The organism is Kitasatospora sp. NPDC059088 (genome assembly GCF_042738155.1).
Lineage (GTDB): Bacteria > Actinomycetota > Actinomycetes > Streptomycetales > Streptomycetaceae > Kitasatospora.
The window spans coordinates 24,307-47,888 of sequence record NZ_JBHYGR010000048.1 but is presented as its reverse complement, the minus strand read 5'-3'; the positions used below and the strand labels follow the sequence as shown (position 1 = coordinate 47,888).

General features: G+C 71.1%; 22 protein-coding genes and 2 tRNA genes. 8 read left to right on the top strand and 16 right to left on the bottom strand.

Annotated features, from left to right (window positions below; translation table 11 throughout):
• From ACFWXO_RS22365 to ACFWXO_RS22355, 3 genes are all read right to left on the bottom strand, one after another.
• The gene (locus ACFWXO_RS22365) at positions 1-663 is read right to left on the bottom strand and encodes an aminodeoxychorismate/anthranilate synthase component II (protein WP_380525511.1); all 663 of its coding nucleotides are present in this window, start codon (positions 661-663) and stop codon (positions 1-3) included.
• Between the two features lie 55 nt (positions 664-718).
• The gene (locus ACFWXO_RS22360; protein ID WP_375891861.1) at positions 719-898 is read right to left on the bottom strand and encodes a hypothetical protein; all 180 of its coding nucleotides are present in this window, start codon (positions 896-898) and stop codon (positions 719-721) included.
• A gap of 86 nt (positions 899-984) precedes the next feature.
• Positions 985-1,749 carry a DUF881 domain-containing protein gene (locus ACFWXO_RS22355; RefSeq protein ID WP_375891859.1) on the bottom strand — a complete coding sequence of 255 codons (765 nt, stop codon included), beginning with the start codon at positions 1,747-1,749 and terminating at the stop codon, positions 985-987.
• A gap of 167 nt (positions 1,750-1,916) precedes the next feature.
• Between ACFWXO_RS22355 and crgA the strand changes: the two genes are divergently transcribed.
• Positions 1,917-2,165, top strand: coding sequence for a cell division protein CrgA (gene crgA / locus ACFWXO_RS22350; protein ID WP_360242861.1), 249 nt, complete (start codon positions 1,917-1,919; stop codon positions 2,163-2,165).
• A 349-nt stretch (positions 2,166-2,514) separates the two neighbouring features.
• Here the strand turns inward: crgA and ACFWXO_RS22345 are convergent, their stop codons facing one another.
• The gene (locus ACFWXO_RS22345) at positions 2,515-3,408 is read right to left on the bottom strand and encodes a rhomboid family intramembrane serine protease (RefSeq protein WP_380525510.1); all 894 of its coding nucleotides are present in this window, start codon (positions 3,406-3,408) and stop codon (positions 2,515-2,517) included.
• A 191-nt stretch (positions 3,409-3,599) separates the two neighbouring features.
• Between ACFWXO_RS22345 and ACFWXO_RS22340 the strand changes: the two genes are divergently transcribed.
• The gene (locus tag ACFWXO_RS22340) at positions 3,600-4,307 is read left to right on the top strand and encodes a DUF5324 family protein (protein WP_375891855.1); all 708 of its coding nucleotides are present in this window, start codon (positions 3,600-3,602) and stop codon (positions 4,305-4,307) included.
• Positions 4,308-4,366: 59 nt separating this feature from the next.
• Here the strand turns inward: ACFWXO_RS22340 and ACFWXO_RS22335 are convergent.
• The 12 genes from ACFWXO_RS22335 to dnaA form a co-directional block, all read right to left on the bottom strand.
• Positions 4,367-4,439: transfer RNA gene (locus ACFWXO_RS22335), tRNA-Ala, on the bottom strand.
• Positions 4,440-4,608: 169 nt separating this feature from the next.
• Entirely contained in the window at positions 4,609-4,737 is a 129-nt protein-coding gene (locus ACFWXO_RS22330; protein ID WP_014137031.1) for a DLW-39 family protein, read from the bottom strand.
• Positions 4,738-5,062: 325 nt separating this feature from the next.
• Positions 5,063-5,136, bottom strand: a tRNA-Ile gene (locus tag ACFWXO_RS22325).
• Between the two features lie 16 nt (positions 5,137-5,152).
• The gene (locus ACFWXO_RS22320; RefSeq protein WP_380525509.1) at positions 5,153-6,526 is read right to left on the bottom strand and encodes a class I SAM-dependent methyltransferase; all 1,374 of its coding nucleotides are present in this window, start codon (positions 6,524-6,526) and stop codon (positions 5,153-5,155) included.
• Positions 6,527-6,783: 257 nt separating this feature from the next.
• Positions 6,784-7,479, bottom strand: a complete 696-nt coding sequence (locus ACFWXO_RS22315; RefSeq protein WP_375891852.1) for a DUF3566 domain-containing protein — start codon at positions 7,477-7,479, stop codon at positions 6,784-6,786.
• A gap of 145 nt (positions 7,480-7,624) precedes the next feature.
• Entirely contained in the window at positions 7,625-10,162 is a 2,538-nt protein-coding gene (gene gyrA, locus ACFWXO_RS22310; RefSeq protein WP_380401041.1) for a DNA gyrase subunit A, read from the bottom strand.
• A gap of 137 nt (positions 10,163-10,299) precedes the next feature.
• Positions 10,300-12,324, bottom strand: a complete 2,025-nt coding sequence (gene gyrB, locus ACFWXO_RS22305; protein WP_375891851.1) for a DNA topoisomerase (ATP-hydrolyzing) subunit B — start codon at positions 12,322-12,324, stop codon at positions 10,300-10,302.
• 259 nt (positions 12,325-12,583) lie between these two features.
• On the bottom strand, positions 12,584-13,123 hold the full coding sequence (locus ACFWXO_RS22300) for a DUF721 domain-containing protein (protein WP_375891849.1): 540 nt from the start codon (positions 13,121-13,123) through the stop codon (positions 12,584-12,586).
• 190 nt (positions 13,124-13,313) lie between these two features.
• Positions 13,314-14,447 carry a DNA replication/repair protein RecF gene (gene recF / locus ACFWXO_RS22295; protein WP_375891847.1) on the bottom strand — a complete coding sequence of 378 codons (1,134 nt, stop codon included), beginning with the start codon at positions 14,445-14,447 and terminating at the stop codon, positions 13,314-13,316.
• Between the two features lie 75 nt (positions 14,448-14,522).
• The gene (gene gnd, locus ACFWXO_RS22290; protein WP_375891846.1) at positions 14,523-15,398 is read right to left on the bottom strand and encodes a phosphogluconate dehydrogenase (NAD(+)-dependent, decarboxylating); all 876 of its coding nucleotides are present in this window, start codon (positions 15,396-15,398) and stop codon (positions 14,523-14,525) included.
• Positions 15,399-15,610: 212 nt separating this feature from the next.
• Entirely contained in the window at positions 15,611-16,741 is a 1,131-nt protein-coding gene (dnaN, locus tag ACFWXO_RS22285) for a DNA polymerase III subunit beta (protein ID WP_360242831.1), read from the bottom strand.
• Between the two features lie 953 nt (positions 16,742-17,694).
• A complete protein-coding gene (gene dnaA, locus ACFWXO_RS22280) occupies positions 17,695-19,494 on the bottom strand; it encodes a chromosomal replication initiator protein DnaA (protein WP_375891844.1) in 1,800 nt (599 codons plus the stop codon).
• A 354-nt stretch (positions 19,495-19,848) separates the two neighbouring features.
• Between dnaA and rpmH the strand changes: the two genes are divergently transcribed.
• The 6 genes from rpmH (at position 19,849) to rsmG (ending at position 23,484) form a co-directional block, all read left to right on the top strand.
• A complete protein-coding gene (gene rpmH, locus ACFWXO_RS22275) occupies positions 19,849-19,986 on the top strand; it encodes a 50S ribosomal protein L34 (protein WP_030059672.1) in 138 nt (45 codons plus the stop codon).
• A gap of 19 nt (positions 19,987-20,005) precedes the next feature.
• Positions 20,006-20,434: a ribonuclease P protein component gene (gene rnpA, locus ACFWXO_RS22270; RefSeq protein WP_375891842.1), complete on the top strand. Its 429-nt coding sequence runs from the start codon at positions 20,006-20,008 to the stop codon at positions 20,432-20,434.
• Positions 20,431-20,745, top strand: coding sequence for a membrane protein insertion efficiency factor YidD (yidD, locus tag ACFWXO_RS22265; RefSeq protein ID WP_375891840.1), 315 nt, complete (start codon positions 20,431-20,433; stop codon positions 20,743-20,745). The genes rnpA and yidD overlap by 4 nt, the downstream gene beginning before the upstream one ends.
• A 3-nt stretch (positions 20,746-20,748) precedes the next feature.
• A complete protein-coding gene (gene yidC, locus ACFWXO_RS22260; protein ID WP_380525508.1) occupies positions 20,749-21,900 on the top strand; it encodes a membrane protein insertase YidC in 1,152 nt (383 codons plus the stop codon).
• Between the two features lie 65 nt (positions 21,901-21,965).
• Positions 21,966-22,496, top strand: a complete 531-nt coding sequence (locus tag ACFWXO_RS22255) for a protein jag (RefSeq protein WP_375891838.1) — start codon at positions 21,966-21,968, stop codon at positions 22,494-22,496.
• A gap of 160 nt (positions 22,497-22,656) precedes the next feature.
• Positions 22,657-23,484 carry a 16S rRNA (guanine(527)-N(7))-methyltransferase RsmG gene (rsmG, locus tag ACFWXO_RS22250; RefSeq protein WP_375891836.1) on the top strand — a complete coding sequence of 276 codons (828 nt, stop codon included), beginning with the start codon at positions 22,657-22,659 and terminating at the stop codon, positions 23,482-23,484.
• Positions 23,485-23,582: the final 98 nt, after the last annotated feature.

The window sequence follows — 23,582 nt, the reverse complement described above, 5'->3', positions numbered from 1 at the left end:
TCAGCCCCGGCCGATCACCGGGGCGAGCCCGGCCGACCGGTCCACGGCCTGCGGGAAGCCGCACTCCGCCAGCCAGTTGGCGAGCATCCGGTGCCCGCCCTCGGTCAGCACCGACTCGGGGTGGAACTGCACGCCCTCGACCGGCAGTTCACGGTGCCGCAGGCCCATGACCACGCCGCTGCCGGTCCGGGCGGTGACCACCAGCTCGTCCGGCACGGTGGCCGGGTCGACGGCCAGCGAGTGGTAGCGGGTCGCGGTCAGCGGCGAGGGCAGGCCCTCGAACACCCCGCCGTCCTGGTGCTCGACCGGCGAGGTCTTGCCGTGCAGCAGTTCGGGCGCCCGGCCGACCACCGCGCCGTACGCCACCGCGATCGACTGGAGGCCCAGGCAGACGCCGAACACCGGCAGCCCGATCGCCGCGCAGTGGTGCACCATCGCGATGCAGACCCCGGCCTCCTCGGGCGATCCGGGCCCGGGGGAGAGCAGCACCCCGTCGAAGCCCTCCTCCCCCGCCCGGCGGACGGCGTGCTCGACGGTCACCTCGTCGTTGCGCACCACCTCGCAGGTGGCGCCGAGCTGGTACAGGTACTGGACCAGGTTGAACACGAAGCTGTCGTAGTTGTCCACGACCAGGATGCGGGGCGGGGTCGACTGGGTGGTCATGCGCGCGTGCTCTCCGTGGGATGCGGTACTGGGGGGAAGTTCCGGGCCGGCCGGGTCAGCCGGCCGGGGCGCCGTCGCCGCCGTCCACTGTGACGTCGCCGAAGGGGAGCAGCGGTTCCGCCCACGGGAAGACGTAGGTGAAGAGGAGGTAGACGATCCCCAGGATCAGGAGCACCGAGATGACGGCCTTGACCAGGGCGTTCCCCGGGAGGTGACGCCAGATGAAGCCGTACATGGTGCTCCCTCTAGGTAGCGGACTGGGCTCAAGAGTAGACCCGGTATCCACGGCCGTGAGGCCGGTCCACCCCTACTGCCGCCGCGTTACGGCTGGCCGCCCGCGGACCGGAGCTCGGTCGTGCCGGAGTACCCGGGCAGCGTGAGGTCCCCGCTCTCCTGGACCTTCCAGCCCAGGCCGTACGCCTGGACGTACTGCAGGTAGTTGCGGATCGTCGGGTCCCCCTCGACGGCCGACCGCAGGGCGTCGGTCCGGCCCACCGCCTTGACCACGTACGGCGGGGAGTAGACCCGGCCCTGGAGCAGCAGGGTGTTGCCGACGCAGCGGACGGCGCTGGTGGAGATCAGCCGCTGGTCCATCACCTGGACGCCGGCCGCGCCGCCCCGCCACAGCGCGTTGACCACGGCCTGGATGTCCTGCTGGTGGATGACCAGGTCGTTGACGCCGGGCTCCGGGACCCCGGGGATGCGCGCGGTGGCGTTCGGCGGGGCGTCGTTGAGGGTGACGGTCAACCCGCCGCCCTGGAGCGGCTCCAGGGCCGCGCCGAGCCGCAGGCCGTCCAGCCGGGCCGTGTCGGCGGGGTCGTGGCCCTGCTGCTCGGTGAGCTCCTGCGCCCGGGACTGGAGGTCGGCCAGCTGGGACTGCGCCTGCTGGTTCTGCCCGCTGCGCTGGCGGATGACGTCGCCGAGGCTCAGCAGCGAGTTGTCGGTCCGCAGGTCGGTGCCGCGGGCGGTCTGCGCGCTGATGTAGAAGAGCAGACCGGCGAGCGCGAACACGGTGCAGGTCAGGGCACGTCCGACAATTCGGGTGCCGGAACGGGGGGTGACGGCCTTCCCGGGGGGAATCGACAAATTAGTCACCGTACCCTTATCTCCTTGAGACCCGCCGAGCCACTACGCTAACGGACGCCGGTGGCAGGCGTGGGAGTGGTCCCAGAGCACTCTCCTCGACCGTCCGTCGGCGTCTCGCCCGCTGCACCCCTGCGCGGTCTCACAGCGCATCGACAGGAGAGCTCCTCGTGCCGAAGTCTCGACTCCGCAAGAAGTCCGACTACACCCCGCCGGCTACGACCGCGGTGAAGATCAGCTCGGGCCGTAGTTGGGTCGCACCGCTGATGCTGGCACTGTTCCTGATCGGCCTGGTGTGGATCGTCACCTACTACGTGACCAGCGGCAGCTACCCGGTGGAGAGCTGGCGGAACTGGAACATCCTGGTCGGCTTCGGCTTCATCGCGGCCGGGTTCGGCGTCTCCACCCAGTGGAAGTGACGCTCCGCGCGTCCTGAGGCTCGATCCCGAGTCCTGAGCGCCGCTCCGGACCCCGGTCCCGGAGTGGCGCTCAGGCGTGCCCGCGACCGGTCGCGGTGTCATCGGCACGCCCATCATCGGACCGTCCCACCATCGGACGGTCGGGCTTATCCACATGGTTATCCACACTGGGGAAAAGTCCCCACGGCCTGTGGATAACTTCGCGCCGCACCACCGTCCACAGCTGTGCACAACTCCCGGGACGCGGACGAACCGCACAGCAGGACACGCGTAGAACAACAGTCCACAGCCCGATCACCGCACGGCCTGTGCACAACTCCGCACCCGCTGTGGACAAATGTCCGGGGCGTCACGCGCCGTACAGGGCCATCCCGGTCAGCAGCAGCACCGCTTCCAGGGCCACCGCGCCGGCCAGCGTCAGCCACTGGACCAGGGCGCGCCGCTCGCGCGGGGCGTACATCAGGCCGAAGGCGACCAGGCCGCCGACCACCAGGCCGCCGATGTGCGCCCGCCAGTCGATGGTCGGGCGGGCGAAGGTCACCACCAGGCTGAAGACCAGGAAGGCCACCGCCGGGGCGACCGGGCCCCGGTCCCGCAGCTGCATCAGGATCGTGGCGGAGATCAGGCCGAAGACGGCCCCGGAGGCCCCCACCGAGTTCATCCAGCCCCCCGCCACCAGGAAGGCGAAGGTGCTGCCGCCCAGCCCGGCGAGCAGGTAGAGGGCCAGGAAGCGCAGCCGCCCGAGCGCCTCCTCCAGCGGGGGGCCGAGCCACAGCAGCACCAGCATGTTCAGCCCGATGTGCCACCACTCCAGGTGCAGGAAGGTGGCGGTCAGCAGCCGGTACCACTGGCCCGGGCCGTCGGCGACACCGTACGGCCCCCCGTCGTGCGCCCGGCCGGCGCTGGCCAGCGACCAGACCTCGCCCAGGCGCGGGTTGAGGACGTACGCGGCCAGCACCCAGACCACCACGTTGATCCCGACCAGCGTCCGGGTCACCAGTCCGCCGTCCAGGGTCGGCGCCCCGCCGAAGCGGGTGGTGGCCCGCCGCGCCCCGGCGTGCCCGTCGCCGACGCACTCGGGGCACTGGAAGCCCACCGCGGCGGCCACCATGCACTGCGGGCAGATCGGCCGCTCGCAGCGGGTGCAGGAGATCCCGGTGGGCGTCCCCGGGTGCCGGTGGCAGTCGGGCTGCCCGGCCCCGGGGGACCGGTCCGTGGACCCTCGCGGCTCGTCCGGGAGCATCAGCGGCTACCCCTTCCCCTGGCCGACCACCGAAGCCGCCAGCCTACTGCGGCGGTGCCCCGCAGGGCCCCCGAACGGCCCCGCAGGGGCCCGCGTACGGCCCACCCCGGCGTGCCGGTGAACAAATCCGGATGCATGATCAGCATTCAGGTGGATATGTGCATAAAGGACGCCACCAGGAGGAGAGACTCGTGAGCTTTTCGGACTCGGCCCGTGACACCGCCACCAGGACCCGGGACTCCGCCGCACAGTTCGCGGACGGCGCCAAGCAGCGCCTCGGGCCCGCCCTGGACGCCCTCGGCCCCAAGGCCGCCCAGGCCGCCCACACCCTCCGTGTCCAGTACGACCGGCACCTCGCCCCGCAGTTCGGCCAGGCCTTCGCCAACCTGCCGCCCGAGGCCCAGCAGAACACACTGCGGGCCCTCCACCGGGCCCAGGAGGCCGCTCTGGCGGCCCGCCTGTCCGCCGCCCGCGCCGCCGACCAGGCGCGCGGCACGGTCGGCCCCAGGGTCGCCCAGGCCGTCGAGGAGGCCCGGGCCGCGGTCTCCCCGGTCGCCCACGAGGCCCAGTCCCGCGGCGCCGCCGCGCTGACCGCCCTCCAGGGCCACGTCAGCTCGGCCGAGATCAACGAGCTGGCCGCCCGGAACGCGAAGCGGCAGCAGCGGTGCGGCGGCCGGACGACGGCCGGGCTGCTGCTGGCCGGGGTGCTGGCGGTCGGCGGCGGGCTGGTCGCCTGGCAGTGGTGGCGCCGGCACAGCAACCCGGAGTGGCTGGTCGAGCCCCCGGCCCCGCAGTCCCACCGGCCGGCCGGTGCGACCGCCGCCACCTCCCCGGTGAACGGCCTCACCCCCGAGGAGGCGGCCGGAGCCGCCGAGCCCACCGAGGACGACACGCCCTAGGACCCCGGGAACGCCGAACGGCGGCCGACCCGGAAGGGTCGACCGCCGTTCAGGCGCTGTGGAGCATAGGAGACTCGAACTCCTGACATCTGCCTTGCAAAGGCAGCGCTCTACCAACTGAGCTAATGCCCCTCGACGGCACGGCGCGTGCCGACGGGCACTAGCGTACCGGGTTCCGGCGTGTTTCCGAGAGCCGTCCCCCTGGGGGAACCGGCCGGTCCGATCGAGTGAGCGGGCCGACCGGTTCGGGAGGCGCCGGTCAGCGCCTCCGAAGACCGTCGATCGTCAGATCGTCCGGGGCTCAGCGACCGGCCGGAACCGGGTCGGTGGCCTCGGTCCACAGGTCCTGCTCGGCGCGGTCCGCCTGGACCTGACGGTAGACAAAGAAGCCGCCGAGGGCGACCAGGGCGACCAGGAGGAGCTTCTTCACCGCGGGACCTCGTCCTTCTAGCGTTGGCGGACTCAGGAGCCGGTGCTCCGGCCGGACCGACCGGGCCGACGAGTCCAGATGTGTTTCGAGCGCGAACGGGCTGTCGGGTGCCGGACTGCCCTTGCGGCCGATGATACACACCGGTGTCCCAATCGTGACCAGCCACCGGCACCGTCAACCCGGCGGTCCGGTCCGAGGATTGACGCCGCACCTCATGTCGTACGGATCGTCCGCACCCGGTCCGCCCGGGAAGCCCTCGTCAGGGGCGGTCCGCCGGGGAACGTCGAAGGGCCCGGAGTGGATCACTCCGGGCCCTTCGGGGCGGTGGGCCTAACAGGACTTGAACCTGTGGCCTCTTCCTTATCAGGGAAGCGCTCTAACCGTCTGAGCTATAGGCCCTTGCCGCACTGAAAGATTAGCGGACCGACCGCCGATCCCCCAAATCCGTTCCGACCGGGGTCGCGGCAGTGACCTCGGCGGCCGGGCGCACCAGCCATTCCTCACGGGTCGGCGGCAGGCCCGAGCCGCCCTCCTCGGTGCTGCGGACGGCGAGGATCTGGTTCACCCCGATCCGGTTCTGCTCGAAGGCCAGCGCGGAGGCCGCCATGTACAGCCGCCAGACCCGGGCGCGGCCGAGGCCGACCAGCCGGACCGCCTCCGTCCAGTGCGCCTCCAGGTTGGCCACCCACTCGCGCAGGGTCAGCGCGTAGTGCTCGCGCAGCGCCTCGACGTCCCGGACCTCGAAGCCGGCCTCCTCCAGCCGGGCCACGGTGGAACCGACCGGGGAGAGCTCGCCGTCCGGAAAGACGTAGCGGTCGATGAAGGGGCTGGTGCGGTGCGGTTCGCCGGGGTGGTCGGGGCGCCGGGCGATCTGGTGGTTGAGCAGCCGGCCGCCGGGCGCCAGCAGCCGGAACAGGCCGTCGGCGTACACCCGGTACTGCTCCGCGCCGACGTGCTCGGCCATCCCGACGCTGGAGATCGCGTCGAAGGGGCCGTCGGTGATCTCCCGGTAGTCCTGGAGCCGGACCTCCACCCGGTCGGCCAGGCCGGCCTCCTCGACCCGGGCGCGGGCCAGCGCGACCTGCTCGGTGGAGATCGAGACGCCGACCGCGGTGACCCCGTAGTGCTCGGCCGCGTGCAGCAGCAGCGAGCCCCAGCCGCAGCCGACGTCCAGCAGCCGCATCCCGGGCCGCAGGCCGAGCTTGCGGCAGATCAGGTCGAGCTTGGCCTCCTGGGCGGCCTCCAGGCTCTTCGCCTCGGGCGTCCAGTAGGCGCACGAGTAGACCATCGAGGAGCCCAGCACGAGGCCGTAGAAGTCGTTCCCGACGTCGTAGTGGTGGCTGATGGCGGCGCGGTCCCGGCCGCGGCTGTGCAGCCGCCCCTGGGCCCGGCGGACCTCCTCCGGGGGCGGGGTGGGCTCCGGGCCGACCGCCCCGGCCCGGAGGGCCGCGGCGACCGCCCGGCGGCCCGCGGCGCCGAGGACGTCGCGCGGCCCGAGGGCCATGGTGCGGATCTCGGGGAGTTCGGCGAAGCGGGCGACCTCGGAGAGCGTCTCGTAGAGGTCGGTGCCGGGGGCGAGGTCGAGGTCCCCCGAGACGTAGGCCCGGGCCAGGCCCAGCTCGCCCGGCTGCCACATCAGCCGGCGTAGCGCCCTGCGGTTGCGCAGCACCAGGGTGGGTGCTCCGGGCGGCCCGGCGACACTGCCGTCCCAGGCCTGCACCCGCAAGGGGATCGGGATGCCCAACAGCCCGTCCAGGGCCTCGACCAGTTGATCTGCGAGCTTCGCCACCGCGCGCCTCCGTCCAGCCTTCCTGCGGAAACCCTCCTGACCCGGTCGACCGACCGGGGCGGCCTGCGGCACTCCCACGGGTGGGAACGGGCGGCGTCCAGCTAATCCCACCGCGGCCGGCCCGTTTCCGGGCGGCACGCCGCGGGAGCCGGCTGTCACCCGAAATGCCGACGGGCCCCGCAGGCTGCAACAGCCTGCGGGGCCCGTACATTCCGTCCGCGGACGGTGAATTGACCAGGGGTCAGGATCCGGCCGGATCAGTCCTCTTCGGCCAGGGTGAGCTCGACGCCGCCGGTGAATCCGGCCGCCGCGTTGTAGATGAAGGCCGACAGCGTGGAGAGCGCGGTCAGCAGCACCACGTCGACCACCGCGATCAGCGTGGTGAACATCATGACCTTGCCGAAGCCGATGTAGTCCATCAGGTTCAGCTGGCTGCTGGCGTTGTCCGCGCCGCCGCCGGTGACGTCCTTGAGGGTCTTGGTCAGCGAGTCGAAGACACCGAGCGAGTCCAGGGTCATCCACAGCACGGCCGAGGCCACGATGATGATGATGCCGACGGCCAGCGACAGCAGGAAGCTGACCTTCATCACGGACCACGGGTCGACCTTGGTCACCCGCAGCCGGGCCTTGCGGGTCCGGCCGAGGCCGCCCCCGACGGTCGCCGGGGCGGCGGCGGGGCGACGCGCCGCACCGGGCACCGGGGTGCCTCCGGGCGGGGTGTTGCCGCCGGTCCGGGTGCCCCGGGCCGGGGTCGGCTGCCCCTTGGTGTACGTCGTCGGCTGCGAGAAGCCGCTCTGTCCGGCCTGGCCCGCTCCGCCGACCGGCGGCATCAGCGAGGTGGACGCGGCCGAGTGCTCGGTCGGCGGCTGCCCCGGAACGCCGTACGACCCCCCGCCCTGCGCGCCCGGACGGCCGCCGGCGGGTCCTCCCGCAGCACCCGTGGCTCCACTCACCTGGTCCTCCCGCACTTCCCACCAGGGCGGCGCCCTGATCCGTCACTCGTCATCCAGCGCCCGGCGGGATTGCCCGGAACTGGTCGGCGTCCGGTGACGCCGCGTCCACTCTTCTGGACGCGGCGGCACCGGTCTGCGGTTCGGTTCAGACCTCGGCGTCGCCGCCGACCGCCGTCCCCGCACCTTCGGTCGTCTCGGTGGACTCGGTGCCGGCGACCTCGTCCTCCGCCGTCTCCTCGTCCTCGGCCTCCGCGTTGCGGGCCATGCCCACCACCGCGTCGCGCTTTCCGAGGTTGATCAGTTGGACGCCCATGGTGTCACGTCCGGTTTCACGAACCTCGGAAACCCTCGTGCGGATCACGCCGCCCGAGAGGGTGATCGCCATGATCTCGTCGGTGTCGTCGACCACCAGTGCGCCGACCAGCGAGCCCCGGCCCTCGACGATCTTCGCCGCCTTGGTGCCGTAGCCGCCGCGTCCCTGGACACGGTACTCGTCCACACCGGTCCGCTTGGCGTAGCCGCCGTCCGTGGCGGTGAAGACGTACGTCCCCGGGCGGACGACGTTCATCGAGAGCAGCTCGTCGTCCTCGCGGAAGGCCATGCCCTTGACGCCGGAGGTGGCGCGGCCGGTGGGCCGCAGGGCGTCGTCGGTCGCGGTGAAGCGGATCGACTGGGCCTTCTTGGAGACCAGCAGCAGGTCGTCCTCGGAGGAGACCAGCTCGGCGCCGATCAGCTCGTCGTCCCGGCCCTCGTCGTCCTGGCGCAGGTTGATCGCGATCAGGCCGCCGGAGCGCGGGGAGTCGTAGTCCTTGAGCGGGGACTTCTTCACCAGGCCGGCCCGGGTGGCCAGGACCAGGTACGGCTTGTCCTCGTAGGTGCGGACGGCCATCACCTGGGCGATGTGCTCCCCCGGCTGGAAGGCCAGCAGGTTGGCCACGTGCTGGCCGCGGGCGTCGCGGCCGGCGTCCGGCAGCTCGTAGCCCTTGGCGCGGTAGACCCGGCCCTTGTTGGTGAAGAACAGGATCCAGTTGTGGGTCGTCGTCACGAAGAAGTGGTCGACGATGTCGTCCTGCTTGAGCTGGGCACCGCGCACGCCCTTGCCGCCGCGCTTCTGCGAGCGGTAGAGGTCGGAGCGGGTCCGCTTGACGTAGCCGCCACGGGTGATCGTGACGACGATGTCCTCCTCGGCGATGAGGTCCTCGATGGAGAGGTCGCCGTCCGAGGGGATCAGGGTCGAGCGGCGCTCGTCGCCGTACTTCTCGACGATCGCGCCGAGCTCCTCGGAGATGATCTCGCGCTGGCGGGTCGGCGAGGCCAGGATGGCGTTGTACTCGTCGATCTTGCGCTGCAGCTCGTCGTGCTCGTCCATGATCCGCTGGCGCTCCAGGGCGGCCAGCCGGCGCAGCTGCATCTCCAGGATCGCGTTGGCCTGGAGCTCGTCGATGTCCAGCAGGCCCATCAGGCCAGTGCGGGCGGCGTCGGCGCTGGCCGAGGCCCGGATCAGCGCGATGACCTCGTCGATCAGGTCGAGGGCCTTGAGCAGCGCGCGCAGGATGTGGGCGCGCTCCTCGGCCTTGCGCAGGCGGAACCTGGTGCGCCGGACGATGACCTCGACCTGGTGGTTGACCCAGTGCCGGATGAAGGCGTCGAGCGACAGCGTGCGCGGCACGCCGTCGACCAGGGCCAGCATGTTGGCGCCGAAGTTGGTCTGCAGCTCGGTGTGCTTGTACAGGTTGTTGAGCACGACCTTGGCGACCGCGTCGCGCTTGAGCACGACCACCAGGCGCTGGCCGGTGCGGGACGAGGACTCGTCCCGGACGTCGGCGATGCCGGCGATCTTGCCGTCCTTGACCAGGTCGGCGATCTTGAGGGCGAGGTTGTCCGGGTTGACCTGGAACGGCAGCTCGGTGATCACCAGGCACTGGCGGCCCTGGATCTCCTCGACCTCGACCACGGCGCGCATGGTGACCGAGCCGCGGCCGGTGCGGTAGTAGTCGTCGATCCCGCGGCGGCCGACGATCAGCGCGCCGGTCGGGAAGTCGGGGCCCTTGATCCGCTCGATCAGGGCCTCCAGCAGCTCCTCGGCGGAGGCCTCGGGGTTCTCCAGGTACCAGAGCGCGCCGGAGGCGACCTCGCGGAGGTTGTGCGGCGGGATGTTGGTGGCCATGCCGACCGCGATGCCGGTGGAGCCGTTGACCAGCAGGTTGGGGATGCGCGCGGGCAGGACGGTCGGCTCCTGGGAGCGGCCGTCGTAGTTGGCCGCGAAGTCGACGGTCTCCTCGTCGATGTCGCGCATCATCTCCATGGCCAGCGGCATCATCTTGCACTCGGTGTAGCGCATGGCCGCGGCCGGGTCGTTGCCCGGGGAGCCGAAGTTGCCGTTGCCGTCCACCAGCGGCATCCGCATCGACCACGGCTGGGCCAGGCGGACCACGGTGTCGTAGATCGAGGTGTCACCGTGCGGGTGGTAGTTGCCCATCACGTCGCCGACGACGCGGGCGCACTTGTAGTAGCCCTTCTCGGGCCGGTACCCGCCGTCGTACATCGCGTAGAGCACGCGGCGGTGCACCGGCTTGAGGCCGTCGCGGACCTCGGGGAGCGCCCGGCTGACGATCACGCTCATCGCGTAGTCGAGGTACGAGCGCTGCATCTCGGTCTCGAGCTCGACCGGCTCGATCCGCATGGTCACCTGGGTGGCGGCCTCGGCTGCGGGGGTCTCGGGAGTCTCGGGCTGGTCGCCTTCGGGACGGTTGTCGTCGACCACTGGTGGTCAGTTTCCTTTCACGCGGACTGGTACGTGCGGGGCCTGGTTCGCAGGCGTCACACGTCCAGGAAGCGGACGTCCTTGGCGTTGCGCTGGATGAAGGAGCGGCGCGCCTCGACGTCCTCGCCCATCAGCACGGAGAACAGCTCGTCGGCACGGGCGGCGTCCTCCAGGGTGACCTGGAGCAGCAGGCGGTGCTCGGCGTCCATGGTGGTGACCCGGAGCTCCTCGGCGTTCATCTCGCCGAGACCCTTGAAGCGCTGGATCGCGTCGTCCTTGGGCAGTCGGCGGCCGGCCTCGACGCCCGCCGCGATCACGGCGTCGCGCTCGCGGTCGGAGTAGGCGTACTCGAAGTCGTCCTTGCCCCACTTGATCTTGTACAGCGGGGGCATGGCGAGGTAGACGTACCCGGACTCGACCAGCGGCCGCATGAAGCGGAACAGCAGGGTGAGCAGCAGGGTGCGGATGTGCTGTCCGTCGACGTCGGCGTCGGCCATCAGGACGATCTTGTGGTACCGCAGCTTGGACTCGTCGTAGTCCTCCTGGATGCCGCAGCCGAAGGCCGAGATCAGTGCCTGGACCTCGGTGTTCTGCAGCACCTTGTCGATCCGGGCCTTCTCGACGTTCAGGATCTTGCCGCGGATCGGCAGGATGGCCTGGGTGCGCGGGTCGCGGCCCTGCTTGGCCGAGCCGCCGGCGGAGTCACCCTCGACGATGAAGATCTCGCACTCGGAGGGGTCCTTGGACTGGCAGTCCGAGAGCTTGCCCGGCAGCGAGGCGGACTCCAGCAGGCCCTTGCGGCGGGTCAGGTCGCGGGCCTTGCGGGCGGCGACGCGCGCGGTGGCGGCCTGGATGGACTTGCGGATGATGTCCGAAGCCTCGGTGGGGTTGCGGTCCAGCCAGTCGTTGAGCTGCTCGTGGACGACCTTCTGGACGAAGGTCTTCGCCTCGGTGTTGCCGAGCTTGTCCTTGGTCTGGCCCTCGAACTGCGGCTCGCCGAGCTTGACCGAGATGATCGCGGTCAGGCCCTCGCGGATGTCCTCGCCGGAGAGGTTGTCGTCCTTCTCGCGGAGCAGCTTCTTGTCCCGCGCGTAGCGGTTGACCAGGCCGGTCAGCGCGGCGCGGAAGCCCTCCTCGTGGGTGCCGCCGCCGTGGGTGTGGATGGTGTTGGCGAAGCTGTAGACCCCCTCGGTGTAGGAGGAGTTCCACTGCATCGCGATCTCCACCGAGATCGCCTTGTCCTTGTCCTCCGCCTCGAAGTCGATCACCGAGGGGTGGATGACCTCGCCCTTGCGGGAGTTGAGGTGGGCGACGAAGTCGGCGATGCCGCCGTCGTACTTGTACGTGACGGAGAGCGGCTTGCCCTCCTCGTCCACGTGCTCGGGGCGCTCGTCGGTCAGCGAGATCGACAGGCCCTTGTTGAGGAAGGCCATCTCCTGGAAGCGCCGCGACAGCGTCTCGAAGGAGTAGACGGTGGTCTCGAAGATGTCCGGGTCGGCCCAGAAGGTCACCGTGGTGCCGGTGCGGTCGGTCTCGGCACCCTTGACCAGGGGGGCGGTCGGCGCGCCCATCTTGTAGTCCTGGGTCCAGATGTGGCCGTCCTTGTGGATCTCCACCGAGAGCCGGGTGGACAGCGCGTTCACCACCGAGACGCCGACACCGTGCAGACCGCCGGAGACGGCGTAGCCGCCGCCGCCGAACTTGCCGCCCGCGTGCAGGACGGTGAGCACGACCTCGACGGCCGGCTTGTCCTGGCCGGGGACGATGTCCACCGGGATGCCTCGGCCGTTGTCGACGCAGCGGATGGCGCCGTCGGGCATGATCGTGACGTCGATGGTGTCGGCGTACCCCGCCATCGCCTCGTCGACGGAGTTGTCCACGACCTCCTGCACCAGGTGGTGCAGGCCACGCTCACCGGTGGAACCGATGTACATGCCGGGGCGCTTGCGGACGGCGTCGAGGCCTTCCAGCACCTGGATGTTGCTACCGGTGTAGGAAGCCTGGTCGTTCTGGTCTGGGGTCTGGCTGGGGTTGCCGGAATCGGCCACGAAGCGCCCTCTCTGGCACAGCGCGGGCCGCATTCCAGCCCCGTGCGGGCGGGCGTGCGACCACGGCGTTTCGACTCGGTTGCCACTAGCAACAGTGTTTGGCTCTCAGTCTACCGGTACGACTGACATAGATGGGCGTTTGGCAGCCCTTGAAGGCAGATATGCCGCCCTGAATCCCCTCTGGACGTGTCCCGATACTCGACCGGGGGGCCGGAGGCGCCTGGAAGGGCCGTCAGGGGTTCCGGAAGATCGTGGTCCGATCCCGGCCGGGGGCGATCCCCGCCGGCCGGGCTCAGCCCCAGGTGTCGCCCGGGCCCTTGCTCCCCGGCGCGCGCAGCCGGCCGTAGCCGCGGGCCGGCGCGGCCGGGCCGAGCACCTTGATGGTGCGGACCGTGCCGTGGCCCAGTTCGTGGTTCAGACGGGCCACCAACTGGCGTGCCAGCCAGCGCAGTTGGGTCGCCCACGCGGTGGAGTCGCACTGCACGGTGAGCACCGCGGCGGCCTCGTCGTAGGAAGAGGGGTGGCAGTGCGCGGCGATGTCCGGGCCGACGATCTGCGGCCAACGGCCCATCACCCCGCCGACCGCGGCGGAGGACTCCCAGCCGCGCTCGGTCAGCAGCCGGTTCAGTGCCGCCCCCAGCGGCACCGGGTCGCGGCCGTCCGAGCGGGCGCCGCTGCGCAGCCCGTGCCGCTTCGCCTCGCGCTTCTGCTGGACCTGCTCACCGCGCTGGCGGGCCTGGGCCCGGGCCGCCCGCAGCGCGGAGCGGGCGAGGTCGGCACCGGTGGGCCCGGCGGCGCCGGGGCCGGGGGAGGTCTCCGCCGAATCGCTCACGGCGATCTCCTTTCCCCAGCCTGTGGACAACCCGATGAGCCGTCCAGCCTACGGGAGCGCACGCACGCCGGACGTCGGCACCCACCGCGGTGCGGGTGCCGACGGCAAAGCTTCGGTACGGGGCAGGTCAGGTCGCGACGGATCCGGTCGGACCGGGTCGTTACGGCTCGGGTCGTTACGGCTCGGGGGCTCAGGCGTCGACCCGGCGCACGGCGCCGTCGGAGACCGCGAAACGGGCGCCGGCCAGCGCCTTCGGCACGTCCTCGGCCACCGCCGCGGTCACCAGCACCTGCTCGCCGTCGGCCACCAGCTCGGCCAGCCGGTCCCGGCGGGCGGCGTCCAGCTCGGCGAACACGTCGTCCAGGACCAGCACCGGCTCGCCGCCGTCGGCGCGCAGCAACTCGTACGAGGCCAGCCGGAGCGCCAGCGCGAACGACCAGGACTCGCCGTGGCTGGCGTAGCCCTTGGCCGGCAGCGGGCCCAGCTTGAGCACCAGCTCGTCCCGGTGCGGGCCGACCAGGGTGATCCCCCGCTCGACCTCCTGCTTGCGGACCGCCTGCAACGCCGCCAGCAGCTGCTCCTCGGCCTGCTCCCGACTGCTCGGCAGCTCGCCCTCGAAGGAGCTGCGGTACTCCAGGACGGTCTCCCCGCCACCCGGGGCCACCCGGCCGTACGCCCCCGTCACCAGTGGTTGCAGGGCGGCCACCAACTGGATCCGGAAGGCCGTCAGCTCGGCCCCGGCGCGGGCCAGGTGGCCGTCCCAGACCTCCAGGGTGGACAGGTCGGCGCCCTTGCCGCCGCCGGCCCGGCGGGCCATCGCGGCGGTCTTCAACAGGGCGTTGCGCTGCTTGAGCACCCGCTCGTAGTCCTGCCGGACCCCGGCCAGCCGGGGCGCCCGGGCGGTCAGCAGCTCGTCCAGGAAGCGCCGGCGCTCACCCGGATCGCCCTTGACCAGGCTGAGGTCCTCGGGGGCGAACAGCACGGTGCGCAACAGGCCCAGCACGTCGCGCGGGCGGACGTTGTCGGAGCGGTTGATCCGGGCCCGGTTGGCCTTGCCCGCCGTGAGCTCCAGCTCGATCAGGGTGGAGCGGCCGCGGTCCACCACCGAGGTGCGGACGACCGCCCGCTCGGCGCCCAGCCGGATCAGCGGGGCGTCCGTGGCCACCCGGTGGCTGCCCAGGGTGGCGACGTAGCCGATCGCCTCGACCAGGTTGGTCTTGCCCTGGCCGTTGGGCCCGACGAAGGCCGTCACGCCCGGGTCGAGGGGAACCTCGACCCGGGCGTACGACCGGAAGTCGGCGAGCGACAGGTGCGCGACGTGCATGGCTGTGGACTGCGCCCGCCTTCTGTGTGTGGGGCTACCCGGGGAACGGCCCCCGGGGCCCCGACCGGTTCTCGGTTACTTGGACTCGACCGCGTGGCCGCCGAACTGGTTGCGCAGCGCGGCGATCATCTTCATCTGCGGCGAGTCGTCCTGGCGCGAGGCGAAGCGGGCGAACAGCGAGGCGGTGATCGCCGGCAGCGGAACGGCGTGGTCGATCGCGGCCTCGACGGTCCAGCGGCCCTCGCCGGAGTCGGCGGCCCAGCCGCGCAGCTTGTCCAGGTGCTCGTCGCTGTCCAGGGCGCGGACGGCCAGGTCCAGCAGCCAGGAGCGGATGACCGTGCCCTCCTGCCAGCTGCGGAAGACCTCGCGCACGTCGGTGACCTCGGGGGCGGCCTCCAGCAGCTCCCAGCCCTCGGCGAAGGCCTGCATCATCGCGTACTCGATGCCGTTGTGGACCATCTTGGCGAAGTGGCCGGCGCCGACCGCGCCCGCGTGCACCGAGCCGAAGTCGCCCTCGGGCTTGAGCGCGTCGAAGACCGGCTGGACCAGGGCGACGTGCTCGGCGTCGCCGCCGTACATCAGCGCGTAGCCGTTCTCCAGGCCCCAGACGCCACCGGAGACGCCGCAGTCGACGAAGCCGATGCCCTTGGCCGCCAGCGCCTCGGCGTGCTTGATGTCGTCGGTCCAGCGGGAGTTGCCGCCGTCCACCACGACGTCGCCGGGGGAGAGCAGCTCGGCGAGCTCGTCGACGGTCGCCTGGGTCGCGGCACCGGCCGGAACCATCACCCAGACCACGCGCGGGCCCTGGAGCTTGGAGACGAGCTCCTGCAGGGTCTCGACGTCGGAGATCTCCGGGTTGCGGTCGTATCCGATGACGGTGTGGCCGGCGCGGCGGATCCGCTCGCGCATGTTGCCGCCCATCTTGCCGAGACCGATGAGGCCGAGCTCCATGACCAAATCCTTACTGTGGGGACGTGCCTGGCGGCGGCGCCGTTGCCGCATCCCCGAGCCTACGCTTCCGGGGCATCCGGACTCCGCGCGGTCGGGCCGACCGGGTCGACGGGGTCGGGACGTCCACAGGCTGTGCACAACGGGTGTGCACAGCCTGTGGGTGACCGGACCGGCCGGGGTCGGCCGGAGCCGTCGTCAGCCGGAAGCGGTCGTCAGCCGGAGAGGCGGACCGGCATGATCAGGTACTGGTAGGCCTTGTCCTCCTCGGCGTCCACCGAGACCTTGCCGCTGAGCAGGGCCGGCTTGGTCGGGGTGGTGAAGCTCAGCTGGGCGAACGGGGAGTCGATGGCCTTGAGGCCCTCCTCCAGGTAGCCCGGGTTGAAGGCGATCGAGATGTCGTCGCCCTCCAGGTCGGCCTCGATCCGCTCGGTGGCCTGGGCGTCGTCGCCCGAGCCGGCCTCCAGGGTCAGCACGCCCTGCTCGAAGTTGAGCCGGACCGGGGTGTTGCGCTCGGCGACCAGGGAGACGCGCTTGAGCGCCTCCAGGAAGGGCTGGGTCTGGATCGCGGCGACCGCGCTGAACTCGGTCGGGAAGAGGCTGCGGAACTTGGGGAACTCGCCCTCCAGCAGCCGGGTGGTGGTGCGGCGGCCGGCGCCCTCGAAGCCGATCAGGCCCTCGCCCGCGCCGCCCGAGGAGAGCGCGATGGAGACCGTGTCGCCGCTGCCCAGGGACTTGGCGATGTCCTGGAGGGTCTTGGCGGGGACCAGGGCGACCGCGGAGATGTCCGACTGCTCGGGCTTCCACAGCAGGTCGCGGACGGCGAAGCGGTAGCGGTCGGTGGCGGCCAGGGTGATCCGGTCGCCCTCGATCTCGACCCGGACGCCGGTGAGCACGGGCAGGGTGTCGTCCCGGCCGGCCGCGACGGCGGCCTGGCTGACCGCGGAGGCGAAGACGTCCCCGGAGACGGTGCCGGTGGCGGTCGGCATCTGGGGCAGCGCCGGGTACTCGTCCACCGGGAGGGTGGGGAGGGTGAAGCGGGAGCTGCCGCAGACCACGCTGACCCGCTGGCCGTCGGTGGAGATCTCCACAGGCCTGTTGGGAAGGTTGCGCGAGATGTCGTTGAGCAGGCGACCGGAGACCAGGACGGTGCCGGCCTCCTCGACGTCCGCCTCGAGCTCGACCCGGGCCGAGACCTCGTAGTCGAAGCCGGACAGCGCCAGGCTGCCCTCCTGCGCGGTCAGCAGCAGGCCGGCCAGCACCGGCACCGGCGGCCGTGCCGGGAGGCTGCGGGCAGCCCAGGCCACCGCCTCCGCGAGGACGTCACGCTCCACCCGGAACTTCACCGGTAACCGCCTCCTGGATCGAGCGCTCCCGCTCGCACTCTGGTTCGTCTGATCTTGATCGTCGGTCCGCCTGTCCGCCGAGCTCTACCACTCCGCTTCCAGTCGCAGAGGACAGTCTGACGTACTCCGCCGACAGACGGGGCAGACGGGCGGAAGCGAGGCCGAACAGATGTCGGGGCGCGGTTGTCCACAGATTTCGGGACCACCCACTTTGAAAGCAGGTTCACGGTCTAACTGTGTAGCGGTAGTAGTAGGGCCTGTGGAAACCGTGGATAACCCTGTTTCCGCAGGTCAGCGCCCGGATTTTGTCCACAGCGGGTGTGGACGGCGGCTGTGGACGGGCAGGCCGCGCTGTGGACAGCCGAGCGTTACCCACAGGGCACGCAGGGTATCCACAGGTTATCCCCAGGACTGTCCCCAGATCCGGGCCCGGTTATCCACGGGCCCCGGTCAACTTTACGTGACGCCTTTCACACCAGGGTATGAACAGCTGCCCAAGGTTGTCGAACTGTGGACCCCGTTGTGGACAACCTGGGGATAACCGCCCGCTCCCTGGGGACAACCGGTGGATAACCCGGACGGCCCGCTGGTGGCCCGTCAATTGTCCACACCCTGTGGACAACGGTTGTGCACAAGTCCACAGGCACCTGACCTGCGCGGAAGAGCGTAGCGGCGCCGGGCCTGTGGACGAATTCTGGATAACTCCGGGCTCCCGGGCCTGTGGACCGCGCGGAAGGGGTCCGGCCTGTGGACAACTGCCCTGCGCGCCCCCGGTTTTCGAATCACCGGTCAGTTGTTCGGCGCGGGCTGTGGACCGGCGGGACGTCCGTCGTGCGGATACCTGCCCGGCGGCGGCCCAGTACACACCTGTGGAAACGGCGGAAGGGCGCCAGGATCGCTCCTGACGCCCTTCCGGGGTACTCCGGTGTCCGCCCCCAACTCGCGGGGGACGGCTAGCTCTTGATGCGGTTGGTCAGTTCGGTGACCTGGTTGTAGATGGAGCGCCGCTCGGCCATCAGCGAGCGGATCTTCCGGTCCGCGTGCATCACCGTGGTGTGGTCGCGGCCGCCGAACTGGGCGCCGATCTTCGGCAGCGAGAGATCGGTGAGCTCCCGGCAGAGGTACATGGCGATCTGCCGGGCCGTCACCAGCACCCGGCTGCGCGAGGAGCCGCAGAGGTCGTCCACACCGAGGCCGAAGTAGGCGGCGGTCTGCTGCATGATGACCTGCGCGGTGATCTCCGGGCCGGCGTCCTCGTCCCCGCCGGGGATCAGGTCCTTGAGGACGATCCCCGCCAACTCCAGGTCCACCGGTGCCCGGTTGAGGTTGGCGAAGGCGGTCACCCGGATCAGCGCGCCCTCCAACTCCCGGATGTTGCGGGTGATCCGGGACGCGATGAACTCCAACACGTCGGCAGGGGCGTTGAGTTGTTCCTGGATCGCCTTCTTGCGCAGGATCGCGATCCTGGTCTCCAGCTCCGGCGGGGTGACGTCGGTGATCAGGCCCCACTCGAAGCGGTTGCGCAGCCGGTCCTCCAGCGTGGTCAGCAGTTTGGGCGGCCGGTCCGAGGACAGCACGATCTGCTTGTTCGCGTTGTGGAGGGTGTTGAAGGTGTGGAAGAACTCCTCCTGGGTGGACTCCTTGCTCGCCAGGAACTGGATGTCGTCCACCAGCAGGATGTCCATGTCCCGGTAGCGGCGGCGGAAGGTGTCCGCCTTGCCGTCCCGGATCGAGTTGATGAACTCGTTGGTGAACTCCTCCGAGGACACGTAGCGCACCCGGGTGCCCGGGAAGAGGCTGCGCGAGTAGTGCCCGATGGCGTGCAGCAGGTGGGTCTTGCCCAGCCCGGACTCGCCGTAGATGAAGAGCGGGTTGTACGCCTTGGCCGGGGCCTCGGCGACGGCCACCGCCGCGGCGTGCGCGAAGCGGTTGCTGGCGCCGATGACGAAGGTGTCGAACAGGTACTTGGGGTTCAGCCGGGCGGCCGGCTCGTCCTTGCGGGAGCCGCCGGCCGGGGGAGCGCCGGGCGGGGCGGGCACCCCGGGGACGGCGGGGCGCTCGGTCGGCGGCTCCGCGCCCGACTTCTCGGCCGGGCGTCCGCCGGAGGGCCGGGAGCCGTGTCCGCGGCGCCCGGCGCCGGTGCGGGGCTGCTCGCCGGGGCCGGGGCCGTACGCGCCGCCGAAGAGGTCGCCCTGGGTCGTGGAGGGCGGACCGGGGAGGTGCCGCGGCGCGGGGCGGGCCGAGGGCTCCTCGGGCTCGTGGTACGGCGCCTGCGGCTCCTGGTAGCCGGGCCACGGCTGTGCGGGCTGGCCGCCGCCGTAGGGCGCGGGGCGCTGCTCGTAGCCGCCGGTGTCGTAGCGGGGGCGCTCGTAGTCCTGCTCGTACGGCTGCTGGTAGTTCTGGTCGCCGTAGCCGGAGTCCTCCTCGGCCGGGCCCGGGTAGGGCTCGACGGGGGCCTGGGCGGCCGGTGCGGGGGTGGTGGGCACCGCGTTGGCGTCGACCATCACGGCGATCCGGACGGGTCGGCTGAGCTCGCGGCTGAGCGCGTCGGTCAGCTGGGGCAGCAGCCGGCCCTCCAGCACCTGCTTGGCCCGCTCGTTCGGGGTCGCCAGCAGGGCGGTGTCGTGCATCATCCACATGGGCTGGGTGCGCTGCACCCACTGTTTGTCCATCTCCCCGACATCGGGGTCGCTGACCAGCCGCTCGACGACCCTCGCCCAGACCGGGACGAGGTCGCTGTTGACATCAGCCACTGGTGCACGCTTTCCAAGAACAAAACCAGACAAGTCCTGCAACGGTAGTCAGCGAACAGGGACGGATCAAGTCGTTGTCCACAGCCTGTGGGTAAACGGCCTCCGGACGGCTGGTTTGACCCTCGTGCCCCGTCCCGCGTACCGTAACCAGGTCGAGTTGTCGATGGCCGCTGCCGCATGTCCGCGGGTCCACCCGCTCCATAAGGCGCGCAGCACGGGCGCCGTGGATTGCCTCAGACCCCAGCCGAACTGGGGCGATGGGCCGGATTTCCGAATTCCAGGGAGATCACGCGGACGCACGGTGACGGCCAAGCGACTCCCCGTCATCCTACGATTCACCTCAGGAGCCCCCGAGTGAGCAAGCGCACCTTCCAGCCGAACAACCGTCGTCGCGCGAAGACCCACGGCTTCCGGCTGCGTATGCGTACCCGCGCCGGCCGCGCCATCCTGGCTGCCCGCCGTGGCAAGGGCCGCGCCAGCCTGTCCGCCTGATCCGCACCCAGAGTCTCTTGTGCTGCCCTCCGAGAATCGGCTGCGGCGGCGCCAGGACTTCGCGACCGCGGTGAAACGCGGTCGCCGGGCCGGTCGGCCCCTTCTGGTCGTCCATCTCAGCAGAGAAGGCGACCCGCAGGGGCAGACCGACCGGACCAGCGACATCCGCCCGCACGTCGCCGAGGGGACTCCTTCGGCGCGTGCGGGTTTCGTCGTGAGCAAGGCCGTTGGCCCGGCGGTCGTCCGCAACCTGGTGAAGCGCCGGTTGCGCCATCTCGTTCGTGATCGTCTGTCCAGGCTGCCCGCCGGTAGCCTGATAGTGGTGCGTGCGCTGCCCCAGGCCGCGACCGCCTCGTACCAGGAGCTGGAACGCGACCTGGACGCGGCGCTCAAGCGGTTGCTGAGGGTCGAGCCCGCCGCCACGGCGCCGACGGGAGCAGGGCGATGAAGTACCTGCTGATGGGACTGATCAGGGTCTACCAGTGGACGATCAGCCCACTGCTCGGTCCGGTCTGCCGCTACTACCCCTCGTGCTCGCACTACGGCTTCGAAGCCGTGAAGGTGCACGGGGCGGTCAAGGGCGGCGGACTGACCGTGTGGCGCATCCTCCGTTGCAATCCCTGGTCACCTGGCGGGGTGGACCACGTACCGCCCCGCAAGCACCCGGTGTGGCACCGCCGGCTGCGTGATCTGCTGAGCCCCAAGAGCGGGACCGCCGAGCCGGAGCCGGTGGCGAAGCCCGATGCCCAAGGAGTCTGACCGGTGACCTTCGGTTTTCTGAGTCCCCTCTACACAGCGGTGTCCTGGATCATCGTCCAGTTCCACTCGCTGTACAGCAACGTCTTCGACCCGGACGGTGGCTGGGCCTGGGGTCTGGCCATCGCCTCGATGGTGGTCGTCATCCGGATCTGCCTGATCCCGCTCTTCGTGAAGCAGATCAAGGCGACCCGGGCCATGCAGGCGATCCAGCCGAAGATGAAGGCCATCCAGGAGCGCTACAAGAACGACCGGCAGCGCCAGTCCGAAGAGATGATGAAGCTGTACAAGGATGCGGGTACCAACCCGTTCTCCAGCTGCCTTCCCATCATCGTTCAGGCCCCGTTCTTCACCGCCCTCTACGGCGTGCTGTCCAACGTCGCCAAGGGCCACGACATCGGCGTCATCCACGGCTCCCTGCTGGTGAGCGCCGGCAAGGCGCACATCTTCGGTGCCCCGCTGTCCGCGACCTTCCTCGGCAGCCCGGAGACCAGCGTCAAGATCGTCACCGCGGTGATGATCGTGATGATGTCGCTGTCGCAGTTCGTCACCCAGCGCCAGCTGATGACCAAGAACGTCGACCTCACGGTCAAGACGCCGTTCATGCAGCAGCAGAAGATGCTGATGTACGTCTTCCCGGTCATGTTCGCCGTGATGGGCATCAACTTCCCGGTCGGTGTCCTGGTCTACTGGCTGACCACCAACGTCTGGTCGATGGGCCAGCAGCTGGTCGTCATCCACAACAACCCGACCCCGGGCAGCCAGGCCTTCTCGGAGCGCCAGGCGCGGCTGAAGAAGGCCGGCCGACTGCGCTCGGACGGTACGGAGATCAAGGGCGCGCTCTGGGGCATGCTGCCCCCCTCCAAGGCGGCCATCGCCGAGGCGGCCTCCGCCGCCGCCGTGGTCGAGGAGTCGGTCCGGGCGAGCCGCCAGCAGCCCCGGCGCCAGAGCAAGGCCCAGCGCCAGCAGGGCGCCGGCCAGGCGGTCGAGTCGAGCGAGGACACCCAGGCCGAGCAGCCCGCCGAGGACGCCGTCCCGGCGGACTCCGCCGCCAAGACGACGGCTGCCAAGCAGACCGCGGCCAAGCCCGGCGGCACCAAGCAGGGCACCCGGCAGCAGCCCAAGCGCGGCGGCCAGCGGCCGAAGAAGAAGTCCTGACCGACTTCTGCGAAGAGCTTCGTTCCCCGCCCGCCAGCCGGGCCCATCTCCGAAGGAGTCCATCAGTGACGGAAGGCACCACCTCCGCCGTCGAGGCCGAGGACGTCGCCAGCACCGACGAGAGCGTCATCACCCGCCTGGAGCAGGAGGGCGACATCGCGGCGGACTACCTGGAGGGTCTGCTCGACATCGCGGACCTCGACGGTGACATCGACATGGACGTCGAGGGTGACCGTGCCCTGGTCTCCATCGTCAGCGACGGCAACGACCGCGCGCTGCAGCGCCTGGTCGGCCAGGACGGCGAGGTGCTGGAGGCCCTGCAGGAGCTGACCCGGTTGGCCGTCCACCGGGAGACCGGCGAGCGCAGCCGTCTCATGCTGGACATCGCCGGCTTCCGCGCCCGCAAGCGCGAGGAGCTGGCCGCCCTCGGTGCCGAGGCCGCGGAGCAGGCGAAGAGCAGCGGCGAGCAGGTCAAGCTGCGGCCGATGACGCCGTTCGAGCGCAAGGTCGTCCACGACGCGGTCGCGGCCGCCGGTCTGCGCAGCGAGTCGGAGGGCGAGGAGCCCCAGCGGTGCGTGGTCGTGCTGCCGGCCTGAGGCCGTCGGAACGATGACCGGTCACCGCGGTGACCGGTGAGTCTTGCCGAACGCGACCCCGTCCGCCTCGTGCGGGCGGGGTCGTTGTTTCCTTCTGGGATGTTTCACGTGAAACAGTGCGTTGAGCGGGTCGGTGGATCCGGAGATCGGAGAGGTCGAGATGGACACGGAGAACGCGGCCACCGGCCGTCCGGGGGCGGACGTGAACCCTGACGCGGAGGAGCGGGCCGAGCTGCCCGAGCTGGACGTGTTGGCCGAGGCGCCGGCCGCCGCCCGGGAGGTCTTCGGCGACCGCTTCGACGCCGCCGTCCGCTACACCGAGCTGCTGGCCACGGCCGGCGTCCGGCGCGGGCTGATCGGGCCCCGCGAGGTGCCCCGGCTGTGGGACCGGCACGTCCTCAACTGCGCGGTGCTGGCCGAGCTGCTGCCCGCCGGCTCCACCCTGTGCGACGTCGGCTCCGGCGCCGGTCTGCCGGGCATCCCGGTGGCGCTGGCCCGGCCGGACGTCTCGGTGACCCTGCTGGAGCCGCTGCTGCGCCGGACCACCTTCCTGGAGGAGGTCGTCCGGGAGCTGGGGCTGGAGAACGTCACGGTCCTGCGCGGCCGCGCCGAGGAGATGATCGGCAAGCTCGCGGTGGACGTGGTGACCGCCCGGGCCGTGGCGCCGCTGGACCGGCTGGCCGGCTGGGGCATGCCGCTGCTGCGTCCGCACGGGCAGATGCTGGCGCTCAAGGGGGACAGCGCCGAGCAGGAGCTGGCCGACTCGCGCGCCGGGCTGGCCAAGCTGGGCGCCGTCGAGTGGACCGTCATCTCGGTCGGCGAGGGCACCCTGGAGACCTCCACCCGGGTGGTCCAGGTCAAGGCGGGGGAGAGCCCCGGTGGCGTGAAGGCCGCGACCAAGCGGGCCAAGGCGGCCCGGGCCGGTCGTAACGCCGGCGCCAAGACCGGTGACCGCGCCCGGGGCGGGCGCCGTCGCGGCACCCGCTGAGGTCCTCGGTTCGCCACGACGGGGGGGGGGGGGCCCCCCCCGCGGGGGGGCCCGGCCCCCCCCGCCGGGGGGGGGTCGGGGGGGGGGGCCGGGGGGCC